Raw genomic sequence first — 26,027 nt, forward strand, 5'->3', positions numbered from 1 at the left:
GATCCAGGTGGTGCCGTGGCAGGTATACGGGGTTTATCCCGGAGTATTGCTTGTTGGGATTATCCTGGCAACCGTCATTGCCACTATGAACGTAAAAAAGATCAATATCCGCGAACTGAATAACCTGGAGTAGGAGGAAAAGAATATGAAGACATTAGAGGTATCGAACCTGTGTAAAACCTATATAATAAATAAGCGCCAGAACAATGTTCTGCGCAATGTAAATCTGACGATCCATGAAGGGGAAATGCTGGGAATTATGGGTCCGTCCGGATCCGGAAAAACCACGCTCCTCTATACGGTGAGCGGCATGGATACCGCAACAGCCGGGAAAGTGGACTTTTTTGGCCGGGAGCTGACTTCTCTGAAAGCAGGTGATATGAGCGATGTGCGCCTGAATGAGATGGGGTTTGTGTTTCAGCAGATGTATATGCTGAAAAATCTGTCGGTATATGATAATATTATTTTACCCGGGTACCAGACGGCGGAGGGAAAGACAAAGAGCGGCAGAAAGCAGCTCAATGAGAGGGCAAAACTGCTCATGCACAAACTGGGAATCAGTGAGATCGCGGAAAATGATGTCAACGAGGTATCGGGCGGACAGCTGCAGCGGGCGTGCATCTGCCGCAGTATGATAAACAATCCCAGAATCATATTTGCAGATGAACCCACCGGGGCGCTGAATAAGCAGAATTCCATTGAGGTAATGGAGGAGCTGAACCATATTAACAGAGAGGGGACTACGATCATGCTGGTGACCCATGATATGAAAGTGGCTTCAAAATGCGGGAGGGTGCTGTATATAGAAGACGGTGACATCCGTGAAGAAATCACTCTTGGAAGGCGGGAAAATGCGCAGGAGGACAGGGCCAGGGAGAGAACCTTAAATGACTGGCTGATCAAATTGGGATGGTAGGACATGAAAGATATATTACTGGTGGAAGACAATAAGGAACTGGCGGTTCTGATACGGGATTTCCTGAACAGAGAGGGATATTCCGTTTGTTGGGCCGGGAGCGGGAAGGAAGCGCTGGATTATATGGAGGTGCAGCCTGTGAAAATGCTGCTTCTTGATATAATGCTGCCTGAAATGGACGGATTTGCAGTCTGCCGCGCTGTGAGGGCGAAGTGGAATCTTCCGGTGCTCATCATGAGCGCACGGGCCGGCAGGGATGATAAACTGACCGGATATGAGCTGGGGGCGGACGATTACATGGAGAAGCCTGTAGACGCAGAGATTTTGATCGCTAAGGTCAAAGCGCTGATGCAGCGTGCTTATGGGGGACGCCAGGAGTCCGATCTGATCGTATCCGGGCAAATCAGCCTGGATACAAGTGCAAGGCAGGTCTATCTGAACGGCCGGGAACTGGAGCTGAATGTGAAGGAGTATGAACTTCTGCTCCTGTTTCTCGAAAACCCGGGGAAGACGCTCAGAAAAGAATATATTTTTGCACAGATATGGGGAATGGACAGCCTGAGCGAGAACCAGACCCTTACCGTACACATCAAGATGCTGCGAAGCAAGATCGAGGATAATCCCAGGCAGCCCGGGCGGATTCAGACGGTCTGGGGGGTAGGGTACCGCTATGAAGAAGTTTAACAGGCTTATTGGTCTTTCCGTGCTGCTGTATATGCTGGCGGCACTGTGGACTGCAGGCATCTCCTATAAAGATGCCGCAGACAGGGAAAAAGAATATAAGGTTGAAATAAACCGCATTTACAACAGCTTATCCGAAGGTGAACCTCTGGATAAGCTTGATTTGCATTCTTACAAATATGTACGGGGCGTAACCTTTCTGTCTTTGGCAAGTCTGGACAGCGAGGACATCACATCGGAATTCTACAGAGGGGATGACGCCGGTGAAACGGAAATCCGGCCCTTGTACACGGCGGACAGTTTGACGGGATTCTTACGCTTTGACTATGACAGGCCTGGCTTTGACCAGAGAAGGATTCTTTTGTGGACGCAGCTTTTTCTTGGAATCATGGAGCTGGGCATACTGGTGATTTTATTCTATCTGAAATACCAGCTCATACGGCCCTTCCAGAGAATGAGCAGCCTTACTTATGAACTGGCCCAGGGACACTTTAAAGGTGCGGTCAATGAAGAAAAAAGCAGATTCTTCGGGCACTTTATGTGGGGGATCAGCCAGCTCAAGGATAAACTGGATGTAACAAAAAAGAGAGAGCTGGAATTGCAGCGGGAGAAAAAGCTGCTTCTCTTATCCCTTTCGCACGACATCAAAACGCCGTTGAACACCATCCGGCTTTGCGGAAAGGCCCTGGAGGAGGATCTGTATCAAACAGAGGGGCAGAAGAAGCATGCAGTTTGGCAGATTGGGGAGAAGGCAGAGGAAATTGAGCGCTATGTAGAGGAAATTATGAAAAATACCCGTGAAGATATTCTGGATATTTCCGTAAATAACGGAGAATTCTATCTGGAGGAGCTTCTCACAAGGGTCCTCGCGACTTACCGTGAAAAGTGCAGCATCCGCATGCTGGAACTGCACGTCGGCAACTATGAAAACCGTCTGTTGAAGGGCGATTTGGAACGGTCTTTAGAGGTGTTTGAAAATATATTTGAAAATGCATTCAAATACGGGGACGGGAAGAAAATTGAGATTACCTTTTATGAGGAGGATTACTGCCAGCTGATCCGCATATTCAATACGGGAATTCCCGTGACAGATAATGAATTTAACCATATCTTTGAGAGCTTTTACCGTGCTCAAAACAGTGAAGGCAGACTGGGCAGCGGGCTGGGACTCTATATCTGCCGCGAGATTATGCGGAAGATGGGCGGCGAAATATTTGCAGAAAAGCAGCAGGACGGCATGGCTTTTGTGCTTGTATTTTCCTGAAGCTGTCCCGGCAGGCTGTCTGGTGGGTTACTCTTTTTATATAAAATGTGTTTCCCGGTAGGAGAGAGGTGTCATTCCAGTATATCTTTTGAAAGATTGGGAAAAGTAATTGGCAGAGGAGAACCCTACAAGACGGGATATCTGACTGATGCTGAAATCAGTTGTCTTGAGCAGCTCTTCGCTGTTCAGAATTCTTCTTTCTAAAAGATAATTGATCGGAGCAATCCCATAAGTTTTGGAGAATATGCGGGAAAGGTAATACTTATTAAAACCGGAAAACTCCGCCAGGGTATCCAGCGTGATATCTTCGGCAAAATGGAGCTTAATATAATCTTTAACGGCGGCGCACTCCGGCGGAAAGCTGTCCGCCGTATACAGGGCAAGTCGGTCGCCTATGAGACGCTGTATCTTCAGAAAAAAAACGGACATATAATGCTGGCATATCTGAAGGGATGACTGCTGCCTGCTCTTTGTCTCTTCCAACATCAGATTCATAACAGGCATGATCGTATGTTCAAATTCCTCAAGCGCATAGATATGAAACTGAAATTTTCTGTTATCCAGAAACTGAAAGAAGAGATTATCGATTCCCATAATCATGTAAGTCAGCGGCTCCGGTCCGCTGGAGCGTTCCGTGTGGGGCGTGCCTGGATTGATCAGCACCAGCGAATTCTTTCGGATTGGAATCTCCGCATCGTTGGAATAGAATACGCCTTCCCCGGAGGTAACAAAGAATACTTCTGCAAAACTGTGAGAATGAAGCGTGTATGCCCAGTTTTTTCCAAAAGCAGCGGATGTCATATAGACTAACTGCTCAGAAGGCTTCAGCGCCGAATGCAGAAAACTGGCAGTGGAATACTGTACTTCAGTCATGATTATGCCCCCTTTGAAGAATGAAGACAGTTCAGGCTTGCCTGACTGCTGCGAATTAAAATGTTTGGAAAAGTATATCATTTTTAATGGTAGTTGACAAGAATATGATGGAACTCCGTGCATATAAATAATTCCATGGCAGGAAAACAGGTGGATCCATGAAAGGACGCCTTTGGTGATCGGCGAAATTCTTTTCCGGAAGGCGGAAACCGTGGTATAATTAGTGACATAAAAGGAGTGCATCTGACATTGTACAAGATGCCGGCGTTTATAAATGAACGGACTCGTGAATACTAAAATCAGTAATGGACGGGAGGAGAAAATTATGTTAGAGAAAGTGGACCTTACCAAATCAATGAGGAAAGAAGAATACAAAGCGAAAATGCCGATGCTTGAGAGCCGGCTGGGAGAACTCCAGCGCCAGTGCAAGGCCCTGAATATCCCTGTGATGATCGTGTTTGAAGGATATGGAGCCGCTGGGAAAGGGCTGCAGATCGGAGAATTGATCCAGAGCCTGGACCCCAGGGGCTTCAAGGTTTTTGCCATTAAGGATGAGTCAGAAGAAGAGCGGATGCATCCTTTCCTCTGGAGATTTTGGACAAAAACTCCTGAAAAAGGCAGGATCGCCATATTCGACGGCAGCTGGTACAGAAAGGTGCTGATCGACCGTTTTGATAAAAGAACACGGAAAAAAGAGGTTCCCGATGCCTACCAGTCCATCTGTTCGTTCGAGAAGCAGTTAACGGACGACGGTACCGCTATCATCAAATTACTCCTTGCAATTGACCAGAAGGAACAGAAAAAACGCTTCCAAAAGCTCAGAAGCTCAAAAGAGACTGCATGGCGCGTGAGCCAGGGCGACCTTGAGCGGAATGTAAAATATCGTGAGTATACCCAGATGATCGAAGAGATGCTTCAGATCACAGATACGGATTATGCGCCGTGGACCATTATCGAAGCAATGGATAAAGAGTTTGCTTCTGTGAAGATCTATACGGTAGTCATCAAGGCCCTGGAAGAACAGCTGGAAAAAGTAAAAAAGGCAAGGGCAAAGGAGAAAGCGGCCGAGGCGATTGCCGAGATGGACGTGGAGGCTTCCAGCGGCACAGAAATACCTAAACAGGAGATCAACGGAAAAGAACTGCAGGAGTCTGTTCTTGCCAAGTCTGATTTGAGCCTGAGCCTGACCAAAGAAGAATATAAAGAGAAGCTGAAAAAATTGCAGAAACGCATGAGTCTTCTCCACAGCGAATTATACCGGAGGCGGATTCCGGTCGTGCTCGGTTTCGAGGGGTGGGATGCAGGTGGAAAAGGCGGTGCAATCAAACGGCTGACTGCAAAAATGGATCCAAGAGGATTTGTGGTAAATCCGACGGCGTCCCCCAATGATATTGAGAAAGCACATCACTATCTCTGGAGGTTCTGGACGGCAATGCCCAAGGCAGGGCACATCGCAATCTTTGACCGTACATGGTATGGACGCGTTATGGTTGAGCGGATCGAGGGGTTCTGTACAAAGCAGGAATGGCAGAGGGCGTACAAGGAAATGAACGATATGGAGCGTGACCTGGCGGATTCCGGGACCATTGTTCTTAAATTCTGGATGCAGATTGACAAGGACGAGCAGGAACGCCGTTTTAGGGCCCGTCAGGAAAATCCGCAGAAACAGTGGAAGATTACGGATGAGGACTGGCGGAACCGGGAGAAGTGGGATCAGTATGAGGAAGCGGTCAACGAGATGCTGATACGCACATCCACAGAATATGCCCCATGGGTTGTAGTTGAGGCAAACGACAAATATTATGCCCGCATAAAAGTACTGGAGACGGTTGTGCAGGCTATCGAAAAACGAATAAAAGAACAGGGAAAGTAACGGCTCATGGCAACAGTTCAGACAGGTCTGAACTGTTGCCCATGTTTCTGTACAGATGCCAATAAAAAGGAAATAAATCGTAAACACAGAATATATTATATATAGAAGTGTTTTATTATGGAAAAGTATGTTTTGTCCCCTGCAGTCAGGATTCAGTGTGAGGAATAGGCCTATGACAATCAGAGAGCAGCTGGAAGAACGGGAACTGGAATATTTAAGCCCTTATGCAACGTTCAGCAGAAATTCAAAGGGAAGAAAGCGGCAGGAGCCGGAATGCGATATTCGGCCCGTATTTCAACGCGACAGGGACCGGATTCTGCACTGCAAGTCCTTCCGGCGTCTGAAGCAGAAGACCCAGGTTTTTTTGCTTCCCAAAGGGGATCACTATAGGACAAGGCTGACGCATACGCTGGAGGTTTCCCAGAATGCAAGGACGATTGCAAAAGCCCTCAGGCTGAATGAGGATTTGGTGGAGGCGATTGCACTGGGCCACGACCTGGGGCATACGCCCTTTGGCCATGCGGGGGAGCGCGCCCTGAACCGCGTATACCATTTTTCCCATAACGAACAGAGCGTGAGAGTCGTGGAGTGTGTGGAGAAGCAGGGAGCCGGCCTGAACCTGACATGGGAAGTACTGGACGGCATCCTGAACCATCCCACAGCGGGCACGCCCCGCACCCTGGAGGGCCAGGTGCTCCGTCTTTCGGATAAGATAGCCTATATCAATCACGACATCGATGATGCAATCCGGGGAGGTATTCTCGTGGAGGAAGATATCCCTTACGAGTACCGCAGGGTTCTCGGCAATACCAGCAAAGAACGTCTGAACACCATGGTACATGACGTGATCATCCACAGCATGGATAAACCGGCGATCATCATGTCCGAAGAAGTGGAAACGGCAATGATCGGCCTCAGAAAATACATGTTTGAAAATGTTTATCTGAATCCAAAGGCAAAGGGGGAGGAAGACAAGGCAGTGCGCCTGATCGAACAGCTGTATGATTATTATATCCATCATATCGAACAGCTCCCCGTGCAATACCTGCAGGCGATTGACAGGACGGACAGCTGCAGGGAGCAGATTGTATGTGATTACATAGCGGGGATGACCGATAATTATGCGGTAAAAAAGTATGAAGAATTTTTTGTTCCGGAAGCATGGAAAAATTAAAGGAAATCAGAATGTTTTGTCGAATATAATATATAGGGCTTTTTTTATGGAGGAATAAATGTATTATCCAGAAGAATTGATAGAAGAAGTAAGAATGAAAAATGACATCGTGGATGTAATATCCGGTTATGTGCGGCTGCAGAAAAAAGGGAGTTCTTATTTTGGACTTTGCCCATTTCACAATGAAAAATCGCCGTCTTTTTCTGTGAGCAGAGGAAAACAGATGTATTACTGTTTTGGCTGCGGCGCTGGCGGCAATGTATTTACATTTCTGATGGAATACGAGAATTTTTCGTTTATAGAGGCTGTAAAGTTTTTGGCAGACAGGGCTGGCGTGGAGCTTCCGGAGATGGAATATTCGAAAGAAGCCAAAGAGAAGGCCGATTTGCGCGCATTGCTTCTGGAGATCAACAAAGCTGCGGCGCAGTATTTTTATGTGCAGCTAAAATCCGAGCAGGGAAAAGCAGCATATACATATTTGAAGAACAGGGAGCTCTCGGATGACACGGTCAAGGCTTTTGGACTGGGTTACTCCAACAAGTACAGCAATGACCTGTTCCAGTATCTCAGAAAGAAAGGTTACAGCGAGGATCTGATCCGCCAGGCCGGGCTGATCAATACAGACGAGAAAAACGGTGTATACGATAAGTTCTGGAACCGGGTCATGTTTCCGATCATGGATGTGAACAACCGCGTGATCGGATTCGGCGGCCGTGTTATGGGAGATGGAAAACCCAAGTATCTGAATTCACCCGAGACGGCGATTTTTGATAAGAGCCGCAATCTGTACGGCCTGAACCGGGCACGCACTTCAAGAAAGCCTTATTTTCTCATATGCGAAGGATATATGGATGTGATCTCCCTGCACCAGGCGGGATTCACAAATGCGGTGGCCTCCCTGGGTACGGCGCTGACAACCGGACATGCCTCTTTGATTAAGAGGTATGTACAGGAGGTCTATCTGACCTACGACAGCGATGAGGCGGGGACTAAGGCAGCGCTCCGTGCGGTACCGATTTTGAAGGAGGCGGGAATTTCCGCAAAAGTAATCCGTATGGATCCCTATAAAGACCCCGATGAATTTATTAAGAACCTGGGGGCAGAAGAGTTTGAAAAGCGGATAGGCAGTGCAAGGAACGGTTTCTTGTTCAGCCTCGAGATTCTGGCAAAGGACTATGACATGGAATCGCCTGAGGGAAAGACCGCATTTTTTAAGGAAACGGCAAAGCGGCTGACCGGATTTGAGGATGAACTGGAAAGAAATAATTATATTGAAGCCGTGGCAAAAGCCTACAAGGTCAGCGAGGACAGCCTGCACAAGCTTGTGACCAAGACCGCCATTAACGAAGGTATGGCAAAGCCCGCAGCAAGGCCCAGACAGGCATCCGGAGGGGGAAAGCCCAAGGAGAACGGTATTCTCGTATCCCAGAAGATCCTTCTGACATGGATGATCGAGGACGAGAAGCTATTTGGCACCATCAAGCGCTACATAAGTCCGGAGGACTTTACGGAGGAGCTGTACAGGTCGGTGGCGGAGTTGCTTTATGAGCAGTACGGCTCAGGGGAACTGAATCCGGCAAAGATATTGAATCACTTTACAGCGGAAGAAGAGCACAGGGAAGCCGCTTCTTTATTCCATACAAAGATCAGAGAACTGTCAACAAAAGAGGAGCAGGAGCAGGCCTTGAAGGAAACGATACTGCGTGTAAAGAGACACAGCATCGACGACCGGACAATGCACCTGGATCCGACGGATATGGCAGGGCTGCAGAGGCTCATGGAAGAGAAGCGCAGACTTGATGATATAAAGAAACTGCATATTTCTATTGAATAAGGATAAAATAAAACAAGATAGCCCTATACCGGGGTATACCGGCCGTAGGCAAAGGAAGGATGGACACATGGAAGAAAACACACAGAAATTTGACGAGAGGCTGAAAGAACTTGTTGCGTTGGGCAAGAAAAAGAAAAGCATCCTGGAACTTCAGGAAATAAATGACTTTTTCAATGATATGGAGTTGGACGCAGAGCAGATGGAAAAGGTATTTGACCATCTTGAGTCAAATAATATTGATGTGCTTCGAATCAGCGGAGATGATGATGACGTAGACGTTGAAGTCATCATTACTGATGAGGAAGAGGTGGATATGGAGAATATCGACCTTTCTGTACCGGACGGCGTCAGTATAGAAGATCCTGTGCGTATGTATCTGAAAGAGATCGGGAAGGTTCCGCTTTTGAGTGCGGAGAGAGAGATTGAGCTGGCACAGCGTATGGAGGAGGGAGACGAGGATGCAAAGAAAGAGCTTGCCGAGGCTAACCTCCGCCTTGTGGTAAGTATAGCAAAAAGATACGTTGGCCGTGGAATGCTCTTCCTCGACCTGATCCAGGAAGGAAACTTGGGTCTGATCAAGGCGGTGGAAAAGTTTGATTACCACAAAGGGTACAAGTTCAGTACCTATGCAACATGGTGGATCCGCCAGGCAATCACCAGGGCAATCGCAGACCAGGCCAGAACGATCCGCATTCCGGTGCATATGGTTGAGACAATCAACAAACTGATCCGTGTATCCAGACAGCTTTTGCAGGAATTAGGGCGCGAACCCACGCCGGAGGAGATCGCGAAGGAACTGGACATGCCCGTAGAGCGTGTGCGTGAGATTCTGAAGATTTCCCAGGAACCTGTGTCACTGGAGACTCCGATCGGTGAAGAAGAAGACAGCCATCTCGGAGATTTTATCCAGGATGACAATGTGCCGGTTCCGGCAGAGGCGGCGGCACAGACCCTGCTGAAAGAACAGCTGGACGAAGTGCTGGACACACTGACCGAAAGGGAGCAGAAAGTACTGCGTCTGCGTTTCGGCATGAATGACGGCAGGGCAAGAACTCTCGAAGAAGTGGGAAAAGAATTCGACGTTACCCGTGAGCGTATCCGCCAGATCGAAGCGAAAGCCCTCCGTAAGCTCCGCCATCCAAGCAGGAGCCGCAAGCTCAGGGATTATCTGGACTAGGTACGGGCGCATGGAATTATCAAAGAGACTGCAGGCAGTCGCCGCTCTGGTGACTGCCGGATATATTACAGCGGATATAGGCACGGATCACGCCTATATTCCGATCTATTTGGTGGAACACGGATTGATCCCCTCGGCCTTTGCGATGGATATCAACGAAGGGCCGCTTAGCCGTGCAAGAGAACACGTGGAAGAGAATGGTCTGTCAGACCGGATCGAGCTGCGGCTGTCAGACGGCCTGTGTGCCCTTCAACCGGGAGAAGCCGAGACAGCAGTACTTGCGGGGATGGGCGGCGGCCTGATGATCCGGATTCTGAAGAACAGTCCGGATGTTACCGCAGGCATGAAGGAGTTTATCCTGCAGCCACAGTCGGAAATAGCAAGAGTCAGAGCCTTTCTTTTAGAGGAAGGTTTTTTGTTTATCCGGGAAGATATGGTATTTGAGGATGGAAAGTTCTATCCTATGATGAAGGTGAGAACCTCCGGGGAGCGTAACTCTCACTCTGAACGCTGGAGTGATGTGGAGATCCGATACGGAAAATACCTGCTGGAGAGACGCCATCCCGTGTTGAAGGCATTTCTCGAACGCGAGATGTCTCTGAAGTCAGAGATACTCAAAGTCCTGGAGGGGCAGAGCGGTGAAAAGGCTCTGCGGCGATTCGGTGAATTAAAAGAAGAAATGGTATATGTGAGAAAGGGGCTGGATTACTATGCTGTGTAAAGAAATCATGACGATAATAGAGGCGGCTTACCCAAAGTCGGCAGCACTGGATTTTGACAATGTGGGCTTGCTGGCCGGACGCTTTGAAAAGGATGTAAACTGCGTTTATCTTGCCCTGGATGCCACCGATCAGGTCGTTGAGCAGGCGAAGGAAGCGGGCGCTGATATGCTGATTACCCATCACCCGCTGATTTTTTCGCCTTTAAAACGTGTCACGGACGGGGATTTCATCGGTAAGAGGATCGTAAGTCTCATACAGTCTGACATTTCTTACTATGCAATGCATACAAATTATGATGTTCTGGGAATGGCGGACCTGTCAGGAAGGATTCTGGAACTGGAAGACGCACAAGTACTGGATATCACTTCAGAAGCGGACGGTGTGCCGGAAGGCATCGGCAGGGTCGGCACTTTGAAAAATACCATGAGACTTGAGGAATGCTGTGCTTTTGTAAAGAATAAACTGGAATTAGGCTCGGTGAAGGTATTTGGAGATCTGGATAAAAAAGTCGGCAGGCTGGCGGTCTCTCCGGGATCAGGAAAAACCGCGGTCATGCCCGCCATACAGGCGGGGGCAGATGTGCTGGTTACCGGCGACATCGGCCATCACGAGGGCCTGGATGCAGTGGAACAGGGGCTTGCAGTTATCGATGCGGGCCATTACGGGACGGAATACATTTTTATAGAAGATATGAAACAATTTCTTCAGACCAGGCTGCCCTCCCTGAAGGTGGTAACAGCACCCATTATCCATCCGTTCCAGGTGCTGTAAAAGAACATTTCATCATCGTTAACGACCGGATACGCCGGTATATCATAACCGGAGGCAATGGAATAAGAGGCAGGAAACTGCGGAAAGGAATGCTATGGAATCAACAACTTGTACAGTACGCATCGGAGAAGAGACGAAGGAATACGCGGCGGGAACGACTTATCAGGAGATTGCACAGGAATATCAGGCCAGATACAGACATCAGATTGTGCTTGTCTTTATCAATCAGTTCCATCTCCAGGAACTGGATAAAAAACTGGAGCCGGACTGCCGGGAGATTGAATTTATCACAACGGGAGATCCTATCGGATACGAGACTTACAAGAGAAGTCTGTGCTTTATGCTTGTCAAAGCGGTACACGACGTCGGAGGCCATGACAAAGTGGAACGGGTCAGGATTCATTTTTCCATGAGCAAGGGATATTACTGTACGGTAGAAGGGGATGTGGAGCTCAACCAGGAATTCCTGGATCAAGTGGATGCGCGCATGAAGGAACTCACTGCAGAGAAAATCCGGATCGAGAAGCGTTCCGTCCATACCACAAAAGCTGTCGAGCTTTTTCGGAAACACGGGATGTTTGATAAAGAGAGGCTGTTCGAATACAGGAGAGTATCCAAGGTCAACATTTACAGCATGAACGAGTTCGAAGATTACTATTACGGATATATGGTGCCGGATGCAGGGTATCTGAAGTATTATGCACTCTACCTGTACGATGAAGGCTTTATTATACAAATGCCTACGCTGGAATCGCCTGAGACTGTAGAACCATTCTCACCCAGGCCAAAGCTGTTTCAGGTATTAAAAAGATCGGTTCTGTGGGGCGATATGCAGGGCATTGATACGGTCGGAGCCCTGAATGATATGGTCACGCAGCATGATATGAGCGAGGTTGTGCTGGTGCAGGAGGCGTACCAGGAGCGTCAGATCGGGGAGATCGCAAAGCAGATAGCCGACAGGCCGGAGGCCAAGTTTGTCCTGATAGCAGGGCCTTCCTCCTCAGGAAAGACAACATTCTCGCATCGGCTTTCCATCCAGCTCCGCGTCAACGGGCTGCACCCGCACCCAATTGCCGTTGATAACTATTTTGTTGACCGTGAGCGCACACCAAGAGATGAAAACGGCGAATACAACTTCGAATGTCTGGAAGCCATCGATGTAGACCAGTTCAACGAAGACATGCAGGCCCTTCTGTCAGGCAGGGAGGTATATCTGCCCACCTTTAATTTTAAGACAGGAAAGAAAGAATACGGCAGCATTCCCAAGAAACTGAACACGCAGGATATCCTGGTTATCGAAGGGATACACTGCCTGAACCCTAAGCTGACAGAATCACTAAACAATGACAACAAATTCAAGATATACATCAGCGCCCTGACCCAGCTGAACATTGACGAGCACAACCGGATCCCGTCCACCGACGGGCGTCTCATACGGCGCATCGTAAGAGATGCCAGAACAAGGGGCAACTCCGCCAAAAACACCATCGCCAGATGGCCGTCGGTAAGGAAAGGAGAGGAGGAGAACATCTTCCCGTATCAGGAAGAAGCAGACGTGATGTTCAATTCATCCCTTTTATATGAACTGGCCGTCCTAAAACAGTATGTGGAACCCCTGCTGTTCGGAATGGGAAAAGACTGCCCCGAATACGTAGAGGCAAAAAGGCTCCTGAAATTCTTTGATTACTTTGTGGGGATTGGGAGTGAGTCCGTGCCCACAAACTCCTTGCTTAGAGAATTCATCGGAGGGGGCTGTTTCAATGTGTAGATTTTTAGTAAGCGGGAATTTTTGGCTAGGGGGGACGCCTGTCTGAGGAGGGAGTTCAGCCGGGAGGCGGGGGACTTTGCATGTGCTTTCTGAAAGCTGTCCGTTTGCCTGCAACCCCTAAATAAAAACCATGCCGGATGGAAAGGCACCGGCGGCATTCACCCCGCAATTCTGATGAATTGCGCGGCTCAGGCCGCCTTAAAATCTGCTTTTGTGAAGCAGATTTTAGCCTTTCCATCCGGCATGGTTTTTATTAAGGGGTTACACGGCGCTCTCTATGCTTCTCAGAAAGCACATGCAAAGTCCCCCGCCTCCCGGCTGAACTCCCTCCTCAGACAGGCTGGCGCATCCTGGCGGAAATAATGCCGCTTATAGGGTGGAAATCTGACGGAGGAGGCGGATTGGGCTGGGGAAGCGGTAGTGTTTGTGCCGGAACAATTATCGCAGGTACAATGATACATCCAGGCACTATCATACGCTGCTCTCGTCCATTTACTCCCGTGCAAGCCGTCCTACCGACCGGGTGCGACTAGCTGAGCGAAAGGGGCTGGGGGCGGGGCTTCCTATGCTGTTTTTGGAACCCTCATAGCGCGCTTAGAATCCGTTACAGGGAAAATGAGGGAAATGAAGGGCAGGATTTGATTTACCAAATCAAATCCTGTAGCCGCCTGCGGTGTGAAATCATCAGATTTCACGCCAAATGCGGCTAGTACCTTCATTTCCCTCATTTTCCCTGTTACGGATTCTTAGCAAGCGGCCGGGCTCCAAAAACAGCATAGGAAGCCCCGCCCCCAGCTCCTTTCGCTCAGCGTCCCCCTACTCCGACTTCACCTCCCGCCAGAGTTGGTTATAAATGGCATCATTTTCATCCCCCAGGAATTGGAAGGTTTCGCAGTTTTTGAGATCCTCCGGATCAGGAAATGCTATTTCACTGTTCCTCATCCAGCCTTCCTCGATGAGTTTGCGTCCCTCGGAGTTCGGGATGGAGTAGGTGATGTAGTCGAAATTCATTTTGGCTATCTCGGGCAGGCAGAGATAGTTTATGAATTTCTCGGCGTTTTCTTTGTGTTTTGCGTTTTTCGGGATGACCCAGGAGTCGATCCAGAGGTTAGAGCCTTCTTTTGGGATGACATATTCCAGATCCGGATTTTCTACCTGGGTGTAAAGCGCCTCGCCGGAATAGATGACGCCTATGGCGGCTTCGTTTCCGATCATTTTGTCGCGGACCTGGTCTACTACGTATGCCTGTACCAGCGGTTTCTGCTCGATGAGAAGCTTTTTGGCGGCCTCCAGTTCGTCCAGGTCCGTGGAGTTCAGGGAGTAGCCAAGGTATTTGAGTGTGACACCGAAAGCGTCACGGACGCTGTCCTGCATGAGAATGCTGTCTTTGTATTTTTCATCCCAGAGGACGCTCCAGCTGTCTATGGGTTCGTCCACCATGGTTTTGTTGTATAAGATTCCGACCGTGCCGAAGAGATAGGGGACGGAATATTTGTTCTCAGGATCAAACTGGCGGGACTGGGTCATGTAGGTGCTGTCAATGTATTTTATGTTGGGCACATTATCAAAGTTGATTTCTGAGAGCAGGTCGTTTTCAATCATGCGCTGCACCATATAATCCGAGGGACAGACCACGTCATAGGCGATAGCGCCTGACTGGATCTTAGGGAACATAATCTCGTTTGTCTCGTATTCTTCATAGACCACATCAATCCCGGTTTCTTCTTCAAACATGGTAATTACCTCGGGATCCAGGTATTCGCCCCAGTTATAGACGATCACCTGATTGCCTCCGGAAGCGCTGTTTTGGGAGCCGTAGAAAAATCCGCCTGCTATGATGACGATCACCATGGCCGTGGGCAGTACTTTACGGAATATAAGGCGGGATACTTTGTGTTTTTTCTGGATTCTGAGCCGCTTTTCGCCTGCAGCCTCCTTTCTGTCGGGGGTTACATTTACAAGGAACAAAAGAACCAGGACTGTCACGAACATGATGGTGGACAGCGCGTACATCTCGGGCTTAATGCCTTTTCTGACTTCACTGTAAATCTTCGTGGAAAGGGTATCCACCCCGGGGCCCTTGGTAAAATGTGTGATTACAAAGTCATCCAGCGACATGGTAAAGGCCAGCAGGAAACCGGAAAATACGCCCGGCATAATATCCGGAAAAACGACTTTGAAAAAAGCATATACCGGGGAAGCCCCCAGGTCCAGCGCAGCCTCATAGGTGTGTTTGCTGGTCTGCTTGAGCTTGGGCATGACGCTAAGGATCACATAGGGAATATTGAAGGTTATGTGGGCCAGTAAAATGGTTTTGAACCCCAGTGAGAAGCGGAATGCGATAAATAAAAGCATCAGAGAGATGCCGGTTACGATATCGGCATTCAGCATGGGTATATTCGTGACTCCCATGAAAAAGGTGCGGAATTTCGGCTTCATGGCTTGAATCCCAATCGCCGCGGCGGTTCCGATGATAGTTGCGATCAGAGCTGATACAAGGGCGATGATAAGCGTTGTGTACAGCGCATTCATAATATCCCGATTCTGGAAAAGGGCCGTATACCATTTTCCTGTAAATCCTCCCCATTTGGAACGGGTTTTGGAACTGTTAAAGGACAGCACCATCAGGGTTACGATAGGAGAGTAGAGCAGGATAAAAATTAAAATTAAGTAAAAGCGTTTTGCAGCGTTTTTTATCAAAATGCGGTCCCCTCCCCATTCTTATCGTATTTGGCGATCAGCGCCATGCTGGCAATAATAAAAATCATCAAAACAAGAGAAAGCCCGGAACCTACGTGCCAGTTGCTTCCCTGTTTGAATTCCTGTTCGATTACATTTCCTATTAACAGGATCTTGCTTCCGCCCAGCAGATCCGAGATGACAAAGGTTGTCAGCGAAGGAACAAACACCATAGTGATCCCGCTGATGATGCCCGGAACGCTTAAGGGAAGTATGATTTTTGAAAATGTCTGGATACCGTTTGCTCCCAGATCCCGTGCAGCAAAAATAACATCTTTGTCTATCTTGGCAAGGACATTGTAAATGGGCAGTACCATGAACGGCAGAAAGTTGTATACCATGCCCAGCACGATGGCATAGGGCGTGTTAATCAGTGTCTGCGCCGGAAGATGAAAGAATCCCAGAATGCTGTTGATGATTCCGTTTTTTTCCAGCAGGTTCTGCCACGCCAGTGTGCGCAGAAGAAAATTCATCCACATGGGCAGGATGAATATCAGAACAATGAAGCTGGTCTGATTTACATTTTTTTCCGAAAGAATCATAGCCAGAGGGTATGCGAGAACGAGGCAGAGCAGTGTGCTTATGAAGGAAAGCAGCAGCGCCAGGCCAAGAGCCTTTAGGTTCTCAGGCGTTGTAATCTGTGCCAGATTCAGTAAGGTAAATCCTCCCTCTTTATCCGTTAGTCCGTAATACACGATCATGAGAAGAGGGATGATGATAAAAGATGCCGCCCAGAATAAATAGGGGCCGCTCAATAATTTTCTACTCTTCAATTCCTACCGCCTCCGCATCTTCAGACTCCGGTTTTTTCATGATCTGTATGTCAAATGGGTCTACTCTGATTCCCACTTCGGTTCCAACCGGGAACATATCCGTGCTGTGTACCAGAAGTTCATAGTTATTTGCAAGGACTTCCATCTCATAATGGACACCTTTGAAGATCAGGTGGGTGACTACGCCCTCGATAATTCCGTCCTCCGGTTTTACCAGGTCGATATCTTCCGGCCGGATCACCGCGTCCACGGGCTTGTTCCTTCCGAAGCCTACATCCACGCACTGCCAGATGGATCCGAGCATCTTTACCACCTTATCCTCCACCATGGTGGCCGGAAGGATGTTGCTGTCCCCGATAAAATCTGCGACAAACGCGTTCTGAGGCTCATTATAGATGTCCTCGGGCGTACCGATCTGCTGGATGTAACCCTGGTTCATGACAACAATCGTGTCAGACATGGTCAGGGCTTCCTCCTGGTCATGTGTTACGTAGACAAACGTGATCCCAAGCTCATTTTTTAAACGGATCAGCTCATACTGCATATCCTGGCGCAGCTTCAGATCCAGGGCGCCCAGCGGCTCATCCAGAAGCAGTACCTTTGGTTCGTTAACGATTGCCCGGGCGATGGCGATGCGCTGCTGCTGGCCTCCGCTCAGAGAGTCGGGGCTTCTGTCCTCGTATCCCTCGAGATTAACCAGCTTCAGTGCATAACGGATCTTATCCTGGATATAACCTTTTGATTTGCCTTTGATTTTCAGGCCAAAGGCGATATTTTCTGCGATAGACATATGGGAGAAAAGGGCATATTTCTGGAAAACAGTGTTCAGCTGCCGACGGTTGGGCGGCAGCTTATTAATGTTCTTTCCATCGAAGATGATATCCCCGGAATCCGGCGTCTCAAAACCGCCGAGAATCCGCAGGAGAGTAGTCTTTCCACAGCCGCTTGGGCCCAGAAGCGTTAGAAATTCGTTTTCACGAATATAGAGATCCAGCTGATCCAGAACTACATTCTCATCAAATGATTTTGTGATGTTTACAATATCAATCAGTTTATTGGACATTCTTTTCCTCCGTATAATAAGCTTTCACTTTATCCAGGCGGCTTCCCATGTTCTCGAGAAGCAAATCCGCCAATGTAAGGGCGGTCATGGACTCGATGACAACAACGGCTCTGGGGACGATGATGGGATCATGGCGTCCATGGATGGATATGGATGTCTCTTCCCCATCCTCCGTCACGGTCTGCTGTGCCTGGGAAATAGAAGGCGTTGGCTTAACCGCTGTGCGGACGATCAGTGTGGATCCGTCGCTCATCCCTCCAAGCACGCCGCCTGAATGATTCGTCTTTTTATATATTCTCCCGTTTTCGGAAGCAAATGCATCATTATTGATACTTCCTGTCAAAGATGCAGCCTGAATTCCGTCCCCGATCTCCACAGCCTTCACCGCGCCTACGGACATAACCGCCTTTGCAAGGCACGCATCCAGTTTATCGAATACCGTTTCCCCGAGTCCAACGGGCAGCCCGGTTACCCGGCATTCGATCGTGCCGCCGCAGGAATCCTGACCCGCGATCAGAGTATCCAGATGTTGGGCGGCTTTGGCAGCGGCCTCGTTGTTTGGCATATAGAGGCTGTTTTCTGTGATTTCCGAAAAATGATAATCTTCTTCCGGGATGTGAACCGGGCCAATCGATTTTGCGTAGGAAATGAGCCCGATTCCAAGCTCTTTTAATAATAAGGAAGCAACTGCACCGGCAGCGACACGCCCGATGGTCTCTCTGCCCGATGACCTGCCGCCTCCGCGGTAGTCGCGTATGCCATATTTTTGCGTAAAAGTATAGTCCGCATGCCCAGGACGGAAGGTGTACGCCAGATTCCCATAATCCCGGGAGCGCTGGTCCTGATTGCGGACGATGAGAGAAATTGGTGTGCCAGTTGTTCTGCCTTCGAAGATACCGGACAGAATCTCTACCTGATCCGCCTCGTTTCTCTTTGTTGTATATTTACTCTGCCCGGGCTTACGCCGGTCCAGAAATGTCTGTATATCTGCTTCGCTTAAAGGGAGCCCTGCGGGGCAGCCGTCGATTACAGCGCCTACAGCGGCGCCATGGGATTCCCCCCAGGTTGTTACCCGAAATAATCTGCCAAATGTTGAACCACTCATGGAAATACTCCTTTCTTTTTGCACATAGACTTATTATATAAGAAGATATATAATCGTGCAATCCTTAATTTATCTTTAAATTCATACTTTTTTACTGTACATTTTCCCTGTTTCGTAATATAATGTGGACTAGATATTGATTAAAAAAGAGGGAGTAATACTAGATGAGCGATAGGAATAAGACAAATTCAGACAGCATTCACCCAGAAGATAAAGAAAAAGAAGAGAAATACTACCAGGATGAGATCGATGAAACAGCCGAGGATTATTTTCTGGACGATGAGATAGATGAAGATGATGAGGACTACTTCTTCGATGAAGAAGAGGAGGAAGAGGAACCGCAAGAAGAGTCTGCCCGCACTGATACCGGCAGGGGGCAGGCGGAGCAGCCCCGGGATATAGCCAAAACCCAGGTGATTCCTGATGTGATCGAGGTCCGTTCCTCCTCACAGAAGGATGCGGCATACGATACAGACAGCGGCAGGTATTATGATGATGACTACGAGGAAGACGATGATTTTGAGGAGGAAGATGAGGAGATAGAGTTCGAAGACATCTTCGAGGAGGAAGAGCCAAAGAAAAAAAATAAGAAGTCTGGGAAAAAGAAAGGCAGAAAAAAGAAGAGTATGAAAAAGCTCTGGATAATTACAGGCAGCGTTGTGGCTGCTGTAGCGGCGGTCTATATCGGTGTCTCCGTATTCTTTATGAGCCATTTCTTTATGAACACCGAGATTAACGGGCATGATTTTTCAGGAAAGACCCCTGCGGATGTAGAGGCATACATGAAAGAACAGGTCGATGGCTATCAGCTGGAAGTCAAAGAAAAGGACAATAAGTCCGACACGATTGCCGGAAGCGAGATCTCATTAACCTACAAGGAAAATGATGATATTAAGCAGGCGTTGAAAAAGCAGAATGGTTTCCTCTGGCCGGCGGCGTTCTTTTCAAAGAATTCGGCCAAAGTGACGGTTGAGGTTTCCTATGATCAGTCTGCACTGGATTCTAAGATACAGAGCCTTCAGGCAGTGACTGCCGAACAGGTTCCTGCGCAGTCCGCGTATCCAAAGTTTGACGGAGAGAAGTTTGTCATAGAACCGGAAGTGATCGGCACCGCAGTAAATATGGACGTGCTGAAGGAAAAGGTGCACCGGTATATTTCCGAGTTTCAGACGGAACTGGATATGGAAAAAGAAAAATGTTATGCAGAGCCAAGATTCACCTCAGAGTCCGAGGAAGTAAAAAAGGCGTGCGATACCATGAATAGCTACTGTAAGGCAAGTATTACATATACAATGACCGAGCGGGAAGTTGTTGATAAGACACTGATATCCACATGGGTTACCGCCGATGAGAATATGAACGTAACTTTTAACGAAGAAGCGGTCAAATCCTGGCTGACAGAGTTTGGTGACAAATACGATACAGTGGGGACAACCAGGACAATCGTTACTCCAACCGGAAAGAGCGCGGAAGTATCCGGAGGCACTTATGGCTGGTCCATTGATGAGGATACCGAATTCGAAGCGCTGACCAACAGCATCAAGAATGGGGAAACGGTAGAAAAAGAACCGGCTTACTATCAGACAGCAGCTGCACATGCGCCTGCGGACTGGGGGAACACCTATGCGGAAGTGGATCTGTCTGCCCAGCATATGTGGTATATTGTAGACGGCGCCGTTGCGCTTGAGACGGATGTAGTTACAGGTTACCCTTCGCCGGAGAAGGAAACCCCTGCGGGAGTCTACAATATTCTGGAGATCCAGCGGAACAAGACACTGGTCGGTGAGATTGACCCGAGTACAGGAGAACCGGAATACGAGACGCCGGTCAGCTTCTGGATGCGTGTGACCTGGAGCGGAATTGGGTTCCACGATGCGACGTGGCAGCCGGGATTCGGAGGTTCGCTGTATACAAGCATTGGTTCCCATGGATGTATAAACATGCCATACGGCCAGGCTGAGGCTTTATTCAATATGATCGGTATGGGCACACCTGTGATCATACATTATTAAGTGCTTGAAAAATTATATAACAGATGAGGTTACTATGTACGAATTATTAAAACGGGACGGTCTTGCTAAGCGGGGCCGTTTTCATACGGTTCACGGAGCGATAGAGACTCCGGTATTTATGAATGTGGGCACCGCGGCAGCCATTAAAGGCGCCGTTTCCACAGAAGATCTTCAGACAATCAAGACACAGGTGGAGCTTTCCAACACATATCACCTTCATGTACGGCCAGGTGATGAGGTCGTTAAGAAGCTGGGCGGGCTTCACAGATTTATGAAATGGGACAAGCCGATTCTGACGGACTCCGGCGGGTTCCAGGTGTTTTCCCTTGCAGATCTGCGTAAGATTAGGGAAGAAGGCGTTCATTTTCATTCCCATATAGATGGAAGAAAGATTTTTATGGGGCCGGAAGAAAGCATGCAGATCCAGTCAAACCTGGCTTCTACAATTGCAATGGCATTTGACGAATGCCCCTCCAGCGTGGCAGACAGAGAGTATATGACGGATTCCGTGGCAAGAACGACCCGCTGGCTGAGGCGGTGCAAGACGGAGATGGCACGCCTGAATGCCCTGCCCGATACGATCAATCCGCAGCAGATGCTGTTCGGCATCAACCAGGGCGGCATCTATGAGGACATCCGGATTGAGCATGCCAAACAGATCACGGAGCTCGAACTGGACGGATATGCAGTGGGAGGCCTCGCGGTAGGGGAAAGCCATGAAGACATGTACCGTATTCTGGATGCCGTTGTACCTTACCTTCCATTGGAAAAGCCGACTTATCTGATGGGAGTGGGTACGCCGGCCAACATACTCGAGGGCGTAGACCGGGGTGTGGACTTCTTTGACTGTGTTTATCCGACAAGGAACGGAAGACACGGACATGTCTACACAAACCACGGAAAACTAAACCTGTTTAATGCAAAATTTGAACTGGACGACAGTCCCATTGAGGAAGGATGCCAGTGCCCCGCCTGCAGAAGCTACAGCAGAGCCTATATCCGCCATCTTCTCAAGGCAAAAGAAATGCTGGGCATGCGCCTGTGCGTCCTGCACAACCTCTATTTCTATAACACGATGATGGAGGAAATAAGGGCAGCCATTGAAGCAGGAGAGTATAAAGCGTATAAAAAAAGAAAGCTGGACGGAATGGCGGGCATAAAAGAGGCATAAAAATTTAGTGAAATTCCAAAAGATACTTGAAGATTTGTCCAATTTTGTGTATAGTTAACTTATTGTTTGTAGAGATAGTAATTAGGAGGATTTAAAATGAATGGATTATTAGCGGCAGGCGGAGCAACAGGGATGGGTGGCATTATCCTGATCTATGTTGTTATTATTGGTGGTATGTGGTTTTTGCTTATGCGCCCTCAGAAGAAAGAGCAGAAGAGAGTACAGGCAATGCTTTCCACAATGGAAGTAGGCGATACCGCTTTGACAACAAGCGGTTTTTATGGGGTAATTATTGATATCACAGATGACGATGTAATCGTAGAATTTGGGAACAATAAAAACTGCAGGATACCAATGCAGAAAGCGGCAATTGCTCAGATCGAGAAGCCTAGTGCTGAATAGGCGGGGAGACGCGGGGTGAGGGGCGCCCGTCAGGGAACACATGGTGATTCCCGGGGCAGGCCGTTTGCGAAGAAACACTAACAGCGAAAAAGCAGCAGCTGATGGAACCAGCCGCATTCACTTAGAAATCTGATGATTTCTAAGCTCAGGCGGCTTTGAAAACTGATTTGGTAATCAGTTTTCATCCATCAGCTGCTGCTTTTTCGCTATAAGTGTTTCTAACGCGCACTTTGATGCCCCGGGAATCACCATGTGTTCCCTGACGGGCTAGGCTCATCCGAGCGGGTGGACGACTATTCAGCAGGTGAAAGGCGGCGGGGAGGGCAGCGGATTGGGCTGGCTTCTAGGGGCTATTTTGGTAGGAGACGAAGGAAAATTTGCTGATCTGATAATATCCCGTCTGGTGAAAGATACACTTTGCCAGGGCACATCCGCTGCTCCCACTTCGAAATCCTACATGGGATGGAATTGTACGTGCCGGCCGGATGAACCAGCCGGCGGCAGGGGAAGGAGGGGCGGCTGCAGGCTCTTTTGGGGATTAGCAGCTCTTCATTAAAAAGGGCGGGAAAATGCGGGCTGGAACCAGGCTCACAAAGCCTGGTTCCAAGCAGGCCTGCAAGGCGAATTCATCGGAATTCGGCTTAAATGCCTGCGGTGCCCGGCATTTTCCCGCCCTTTTTAATTTAGAGCTGCTTATCCTCCAATTCCGCCCTCAGCTGCCCCTCCTTCCCCTGACGACGGCGTCCACCCTTGCGCAATCCCTCCAATCCCTCCATTTTTCGCATTAAAGGGTTGAAACGTGGCGAAAAATACGGTATGATAAAAATTAGCATTTTTATTCTATTACATATATATTTGGAAGGAAGTATTAGGTATGAGACTGAACATCGGAGTGATTAAAGGGGACGGTATTGGGCCGGAGATCGTGACGGAAGCGATGAAGGTTCTGGATAAAGTGGGAGCGGTATTCGGGCATGAGTTCTGTTATACGCAGCTTTTGATGGGAGGGGCATCTATTGATGTGAATGGCGTGCCTCTTACGGATGAGACGATTGCGCTTGCCAAGGCAAGTGATGCGGTGCTGATGGGGTCTATCGGCGGAGATGCCGCGACTTCTCCGTGGTATCAGCTGGAACCATCTAAGAGACCGGAGGCCGGGCTGCTGAGGATTCGGAAGGAATTGAATCTTTTTGCAAATCTGAGGCCGGCGGTGCTGTATGATGAGCTGAAAGAGGCGTGCCCTCTGAAAGCAGAGATCGCAGCAAAAGGGTTTGATATGATGATTATGCGGGAATTGACCGGCGGGCTATATTTTGGCCAGAGAAAGACCGTGGAAGTGGACGGGGTTATGACTGCATATGATGAACTTACATATAATGAAAAGGAAATACGCCGTATTGCAAAACGGGGATTTGATATTGCTATGAAGCGCAGGAAGAAAGTGACGAGCGTGGATAAGGCGAACGTACTGGACTCTTCCAGATTGTGGAGAAAGGTAGTAGAGGAAGTGGCTGCCGATTATCCGGAGGTTGTTTTGGAAAACATGCTGGTGGACAACTGCGCAATGCAGCTGGTTAAGGATCCGAGCCAGTTTGACGTGATATTGACGGAGAATATGTTCGGGGATATCTTGTCGGATGAGGCAAGTATGGTTACCGGATCAATCGGAATGCTTGCATCAGCCAGCCTTAATGAGACAAAGTTCGGGCTTTATGAGCCAAGCGGCGGTTCCGCTCCTGATATTGCGGGCAAGGGGATTGCCAATCCGATTGCAACAATTCTGTCGGCGGCAATGATGCTCCGGTTCTCATTTGATCTGGATAAGGAAGCTGACGCCATCGAAAATGCTGTCTCAAAAGTATTAAAAGACGGGCTTCGCACGATAGATATTATGTCGGAAGGAAATACACAGATTGGCACCAGTGAGATGGGAGATAAGATCTGTTCCTATATAAACATTTAGTTAGATCTGGGTTATAACAGCAGGAGTAATGGCATAAGTAGAAAAGGAGGTTTTATAACTATGAGAAGTGATACAGTAACAAAGGGAAGCCAGCAGGCGCCCCATCGTTCTTTGTTTAATGCGCTGGGAATGACGCAGGAGGAACTGGACAGACCGCTTGTAGGCGTAGTGAGTTCTTACAATGAGATTGTGCCCGGGCATATGAATCTGGATAAGATCACTGAGGCCGTCAAAATGGGGGTGGCTATGGCAGGAGGAACCCCTATTATGGTTCCGGCAATCGCTGTCTGTGACGGGATTGCCATGGGACATGTGGGAATGAAGTATTCTCTGGTCACAAGAGACCTGATCGCTGATTCAACAGAAGCGCTCGCTATGGCGCATCAGTTTGACGCGCTTGTGATGATTCCAAATTGTGATAAAAATGTGCCGGGACTTTTGATGGCCGCGGCCAGAATCAATATCCCGACGATCTTTGTCAGCGGAGGACCCATGCTTGCGGGACATGTGAAGGGCGGCAGAACCAGTCTTTCCAGTATGTTTGAGGCCGTTGGCTCCTATGCGGCAGGAACAATGTCCGAAGAGGATTTATGTGAATTTGAAAATAAAGCGTGCCCTACATGCGGTTCCTGTTCCGGTATGTACACAGCCAACAGCATGAACTGTCTCACGGAGGCGCTCGGCATGGGGCTGCGTGGGAACGGAACGATCCCGGCTGTCTACTCCGCAAGGCTGCAGCTGGCTAAACACGCGGGTATGCAGGTAATGGAACTGGTGAAAAAGAATATCCGGCCAAGAGATATTATCACGGAGGAGGCCATTCTTAATGCATTAACCGTAGATATGGCTCTGGGCTGCTCCACAAACAGTATGCTGCACCTTCCGGCTATCGCTCATGAGATCGGAATGGACTTTGAGATTGAATTTGCAAATTCAATTAGTGAAAAAACGCCGAACCTGTGCCACCTTGCACCGGCAGGCCATACATACATTGAAGATCTGAATGAGGCGGGCGGTGTGTACGCCGTTATGAATGAGTTAAATAAAAAAGGCCTGCTGCATACGGAATGCATGACCGTGACAGGTAAAACAGTGGCTGAGAATATTGCAGGCTGTAAGAATCTCAATCCGGAAGTCATCCGGCCGATTGAAAATCCTTACAGCGAAACCGGTGGAATTGCAGTGCTCAAGGGAAATCTTGCACCTGACGGCAGCGTGGTTAAGCGCTCCGCAGTTGTTCCGGAGATGCTGGTACATGAAGGACCTGCAAGAATTTTTGAAAGCGATGAAGCTGCCACCGAGGCGATCAAGACAGGTAAGATCAACCCGGGGGATGTCATTGTTATCCGCTATGAAGGACCAAAAGGAGGCCCGGGCATGAGGGAGATGCTCAATCCGACCTCTGCAATCGCAGGATACGGGCTTGGTTCTACCGTGGCGCTTATTACGGACGGACGTTTCAGCGGCGCATCCCGCGGCGCATCCATCGGGCATGTGTCACCGGAAGCTGCTGTGGGCGGACCGATTGCGCTGGTAGAGGAAGGCGATATTATTAAGATCAATATTCCAGAACTGAAGCTGGAATTGGATGTTTCAGATGAAGAGATGTCAGCCAGAAGAGCTAAATGGCAGCCAAAGGAGCCGGAGATTAAGACCGGATACCTGGCGAGATATGCATCTATGGTTACATCCGGCAACAGAGGGGCAATACTGGAAGTGCCAAAGACAAATTAGGAGGTCCTTATC

The 26,027-nt window shown here is 48.7% G+C and carries 20 protein-coding genes; 15 read left to right on the forward strand and 5 right to left on the reverse strand.

From position 1 onward, the window contains the following. Window positions 1-145 precede the first annotated feature (145 nt). From GKG43_RS08180 to GKG43_RS08190, 3 genes are read left to right on the forward strand one after another with little or no spacing between them, the layout of a single operon-like run. Entirely contained in the window at window positions 146-916 is a 771-nt protein-coding gene (locus GKG43_RS08180) for an ABC transporter ATP-binding protein (RefSeq protein ID WP_050642215.1), read from the forward strand. A 3-nt stretch (window positions 917-919) separates the two neighbouring features. After that, entirely contained in the window at window positions 920-1,600 is a 681-nt protein-coding gene (locus GKG43_RS08185; protein WP_050642216.1) for a response regulator transcription factor, read from the forward strand. Beyond that, a complete protein-coding gene (locus GKG43_RS08190; RefSeq protein ID WP_055153432.1) occupies window positions 1,587-2,861 on the forward strand; it encodes a HAMP domain-containing sensor histidine kinase in 1,275 nt (424 codons plus the stop codon). The genes GKG43_RS08185 and GKG43_RS08190 overlap by 14 nt, the downstream gene beginning before the upstream one ends. 36 nt (window positions 2,862-2,897) lie before the next feature. On the opposite strand, the gene GKG43_RS08195 is transcribed toward GKG43_RS08190, so the two are convergent. Continuing rightward, entirely contained in the window at window positions 2,898-3,734 is an 837-nt protein-coding gene (locus GKG43_RS08195; protein WP_050642218.1) for an AraC family transcriptional regulator, read from the reverse strand. 325 nt (window positions 3,735-4,059) lie between these two features. Here GKG43_RS08195 and pap point away from each other — a divergent pair, with 325 nt between their 5' ends. The 7 genes from pap (at window position 4,060) to GKG43_RS08230 (ending at window position 13,053) form a co-directional block, all read left to right on the forward strand. Next, window positions 4,060-5,607, forward strand: coding sequence for a polyphosphate:AMP phosphotransferase (pap, locus tag GKG43_RS08200; RefSeq protein ID WP_050642219.1), 1,548 nt, complete (start codon window positions 4,060-4,062; stop codon window positions 5,605-5,607). 172 nt (window positions 5,608-5,779) lie between these two features. Beyond that, window positions 5,780-6,781, forward strand: a complete 1,002-nt coding sequence (locus GKG43_RS08205) for a deoxyguanosinetriphosphate triphosphohydrolase (protein WP_050642220.1) — start codon at window positions 5,780-5,782, stop codon at window positions 6,779-6,781. Between the two features lie 58 nt (window positions 6,782-6,839). Further along, the gene (gene dnaG, locus GKG43_RS08210) at window positions 6,840-8,615 is read left to right on the forward strand and encodes a DNA primase (protein WP_055153434.1); all 1,776 of its coding nucleotides are present in this window, start codon (window positions 6,840-6,842) and stop codon (window positions 8,613-8,615) included. A gap of 67 nt (window positions 8,616-8,682) precedes the next feature. Beyond that, a complete protein-coding gene (gene rpoD, locus GKG43_RS08215) occupies window positions 8,683-9,792 on the forward strand; it encodes an RNA polymerase sigma factor RpoD (protein WP_025657366.1) in 1,110 nt (369 codons plus the stop codon). Between the two features lie 10 nt (window positions 9,793-9,802). Continuing rightward, window positions 9,803-10,513, forward strand: a complete 711-nt coding sequence (locus tag GKG43_RS08220) for a class I SAM-dependent methyltransferase (RefSeq protein ID WP_055153436.1) — start codon at window positions 9,803-9,805, stop codon at window positions 10,511-10,513. Beyond that, window positions 10,503-11,285, forward strand: a complete 783-nt coding sequence (locus tag GKG43_RS08225; RefSeq protein ID WP_050642223.1) for a Nif3-like dinuclear metal center hexameric protein — start codon at window positions 10,503-10,505, stop codon at window positions 11,283-11,285. Before GKG43_RS08220 ends, GKG43_RS08225 begins: the two co-directional genes overlap by 11 nt. Before the next feature lie 94 nt (window positions 11,286-11,379). Continuing rightward, on the forward strand, window positions 11,380-13,053 hold the full coding sequence (locus GKG43_RS08230) for a nucleoside kinase (protein ID WP_050642224.1): 1,674 nt from the start codon (window positions 11,380-11,382) through the stop codon (window positions 13,051-13,053). An 816-nt stretch (window positions 13,054-13,869) separates the two neighbouring features. Here GKG43_RS08230 and GKG43_RS08235 read toward each other — a convergent pair. Genes GKG43_RS08235 through aroC form a run of 4 tightly spaced genes read right to left on the reverse strand, consistent with a single transcriptional unit; the run spans window position 13,870 to window position 18,733 of the window. Then, window positions 13,870-15,753 (reverse strand): extracellular solute-binding protein, encoded by a 1,884-nt coding sequence (locus GKG43_RS08235; protein ID WP_055153438.1) that lies wholly within the window; start codon window positions 15,751-15,753, stop codon window positions 13,870-13,872. Further along, on the reverse strand, window positions 15,750-16,565 hold the full coding sequence (locus GKG43_RS08240) for an ABC transporter permease (protein ID WP_050642226.1): 816 nt from the start codon (window positions 16,563-16,565) through the stop codon (window positions 15,750-15,752). Before GKG43_RS08240 ends, GKG43_RS08235 begins: the two co-directional genes overlap by 4 nt. Then, window positions 16,555-17,628 (reverse strand): ABC transporter ATP-binding protein, encoded by a 1,074-nt coding sequence (locus tag GKG43_RS08245; RefSeq protein WP_050642227.1) that lies wholly within the window; start codon window positions 17,626-17,628, stop codon window positions 16,555-16,557. Before GKG43_RS08245 ends, GKG43_RS08240 begins: the two co-directional genes overlap by 11 nt. Next, window positions 17,618-18,733, reverse strand: coding sequence for a chorismate synthase (gene aroC, locus GKG43_RS08250; RefSeq protein ID WP_050642228.1), 1,116 nt, complete (start codon window positions 18,731-18,733; stop codon window positions 17,618-17,620). The genes GKG43_RS08245 and aroC overlap by 11 nt, the downstream gene beginning before the upstream one ends. Before the next feature lie 164 nt (window positions 18,734-18,897). Here aroC and GKG43_RS08255 point away from each other — a divergent pair, with 164 nt between their 5' ends. The 5 genes from GKG43_RS08255 (at window position 18,898) to ilvD (ending at window position 26,015) form a co-directional block, all read left to right on the forward strand. Next, on the forward strand, window positions 18,898-20,745 hold the full coding sequence (locus GKG43_RS08255; protein ID WP_330377658.1) for a L,D-transpeptidase family protein: 1,848 nt from the start codon (window positions 18,898-18,900) through the stop codon (window positions 20,743-20,745). 34 nt (window positions 20,746-20,779) lie between these two features. Then, complete coding sequence (gene tgt, locus GKG43_RS08260; protein ID WP_129878947.1) at window positions 20,780-21,916, forward strand: tRNA guanosine(34) transglycosylase Tgt; 1,137 nt, start codon at window positions 20,780-20,782, stop codon at window positions 21,914-21,916. A gap of 96 nt (window positions 21,917-22,012) precedes the next feature. Continuing rightward, a complete protein-coding gene (gene yajC / locus GKG43_RS08265; protein WP_025657375.1) occupies window positions 22,013-22,318 on the forward strand; it encodes a preprotein translocase subunit YajC in 306 nt (101 codons plus the stop codon). An 874-nt stretch (window positions 22,319-23,192) separates the two neighbouring features. Next, window positions 23,193-24,281: a 3-isopropylmalate dehydrogenase gene (gene leuB, locus GKG43_RS08270; protein ID WP_025657376.1), complete on the forward strand. Its 1,089-nt coding sequence runs from the start codon at window positions 23,193-23,195 to the stop codon at window positions 24,279-24,281. Window positions 24,282-24,341: 60 nt separating this feature from the next. After that, window positions 24,342-26,015 carry a dihydroxy-acid dehydratase gene (ilvD, locus tag GKG43_RS08275; protein ID WP_129878948.1) on the forward strand — a complete coding sequence of 558 codons (1,674 nt, stop codon included), beginning with the start codon at window positions 24,342-24,344 and terminating at the stop codon, window positions 26,013-26,015. The last annotated feature ends 12 nt before the right edge of the window (window positions 26,016-26,027 follow it).

The organism is Eubacterium sp. BIOML-A2, assembly GCF_009680135.1.
In the GTDB taxonomy this organism is placed as follows: Bacteria; Bacillota; Clostridia; order Lachnospirales; family Lachnospiraceae; genus Faecalicatena; species Faecalicatena contortus_B.

What these genes read in the sequence shown, in the direction of transcription:
- GKG43_RS08180 (WP_050642215.1), top strand. Translation starts at nt 146, where the DNA reads ATGAAGACATTAGAGGTATCGAACCTGTGTAAAACCTATATAATAAAT.
- GKG43_RS08185 (WP_050642216.1), top strand. Translation starts at nt 920, where the DNA reads ATGAAAGATATATTACTGGTGGAAGACAATAAGGAACTGGCGGTTCTG.
- GKG43_RS08190 (WP_055153432.1), top strand. Translation starts at nt 1,587, where the DNA reads ATGAAGAAGTTTAACAGGCTTATTGGTCTTTCCGTGCTGCTGTATATG.
- GKG43_RS08195 (WP_050642218.1), bottom strand. Translation starts at nt 3,734, where the DNA reads ATGACTGAAGTACAGTATTCCACTGCCAGTTTTCTGCATTCGGCGCTG.
- pap (WP_050642219.1), top strand. Translation starts at nt 4,060, where the DNA reads ATGTTAGAGAAAGTGGACCTTACCAAATCAATGAGGAAAGAAGAATAC.
- GKG43_RS08205 (WP_050642220.1), top strand. Translation starts at nt 5,780, where the DNA reads ATGACAATCAGAGAGCAGCTGGAAGAACGGGAACTGGAATATTTAAGC.
- dnaG (WP_055153434.1), top strand. Translation starts at nt 6,840, where the DNA reads ATGTATTATCCAGAAGAATTGATAGAAGAAGTAAGAATGAAAAATGAC.
- rpoD (WP_025657366.1), top strand. Translation starts at nt 8,683, where the DNA reads ATGGAAGAAAACACACAGAAATTTGACGAGAGGCTGAAAGAACTTGTT.
- GKG43_RS08220 (WP_055153436.1), top strand. Translation starts at nt 9,803, where the DNA reads ATGGAATTATCAAAGAGACTGCAGGCAGTCGCCGCTCTGGTGACTGCC.
- GKG43_RS08225 (WP_050642223.1), top strand. Translation starts at nt 10,503, where the DNA reads ATGCTGTGTAAAGAAATCATGACGATAATAGAGGCGGCTTACCCAAAG.
- GKG43_RS08230 (WP_050642224.1), top strand. Translation starts at nt 11,380, where the DNA reads ATGGAATCAACAACTTGTACAGTACGCATCGGAGAAGAGACGAAGGAA.
- GKG43_RS08245 (WP_050642227.1), bottom strand. Translation starts at nt 17,628, where the DNA reads ATGTCCAATAAACTGATTGATATTGTAAACATCACAAAATCATTTGAT.
- aroC (WP_050642228.1), bottom strand. Translation starts at nt 18,733, where the DNA reads ATGAGTGGTTCAACATTTGGCAGATTATTTCGGGTAACAACCTGGGGG.
- GKG43_RS08255 (WP_330377658.1), top strand. Translation starts at nt 18,898, where the DNA reads ATGAGCGATAGGAATAAGACAAATTCAGACAGCATTCACCCAGAAGAT.
- tgt (WP_129878947.1), top strand. Translation starts at nt 20,780, where the DNA reads ATGTACGAATTATTAAAACGGGACGGTCTTGCTAAGCGGGGCCGTTTT.
- yajC (WP_025657375.1), top strand. Translation starts at nt 22,013, where the DNA reads ATGAATGGATTATTAGCGGCAGGCGGAGCAACAGGGATGGGTGGCATT.
- leuB (WP_025657376.1), top strand. Translation starts at nt 23,193, where the DNA reads ATGAGACTGAACATCGGAGTGATTAAAGGGGACGGTATTGGGCCGGAG.
- ilvD (WP_129878948.1), top strand. Translation starts at nt 24,342, where the DNA reads ATGAGAAGTGATACAGTAACAAAGGGAAGCCAGCAGGCGCCCCATCGT.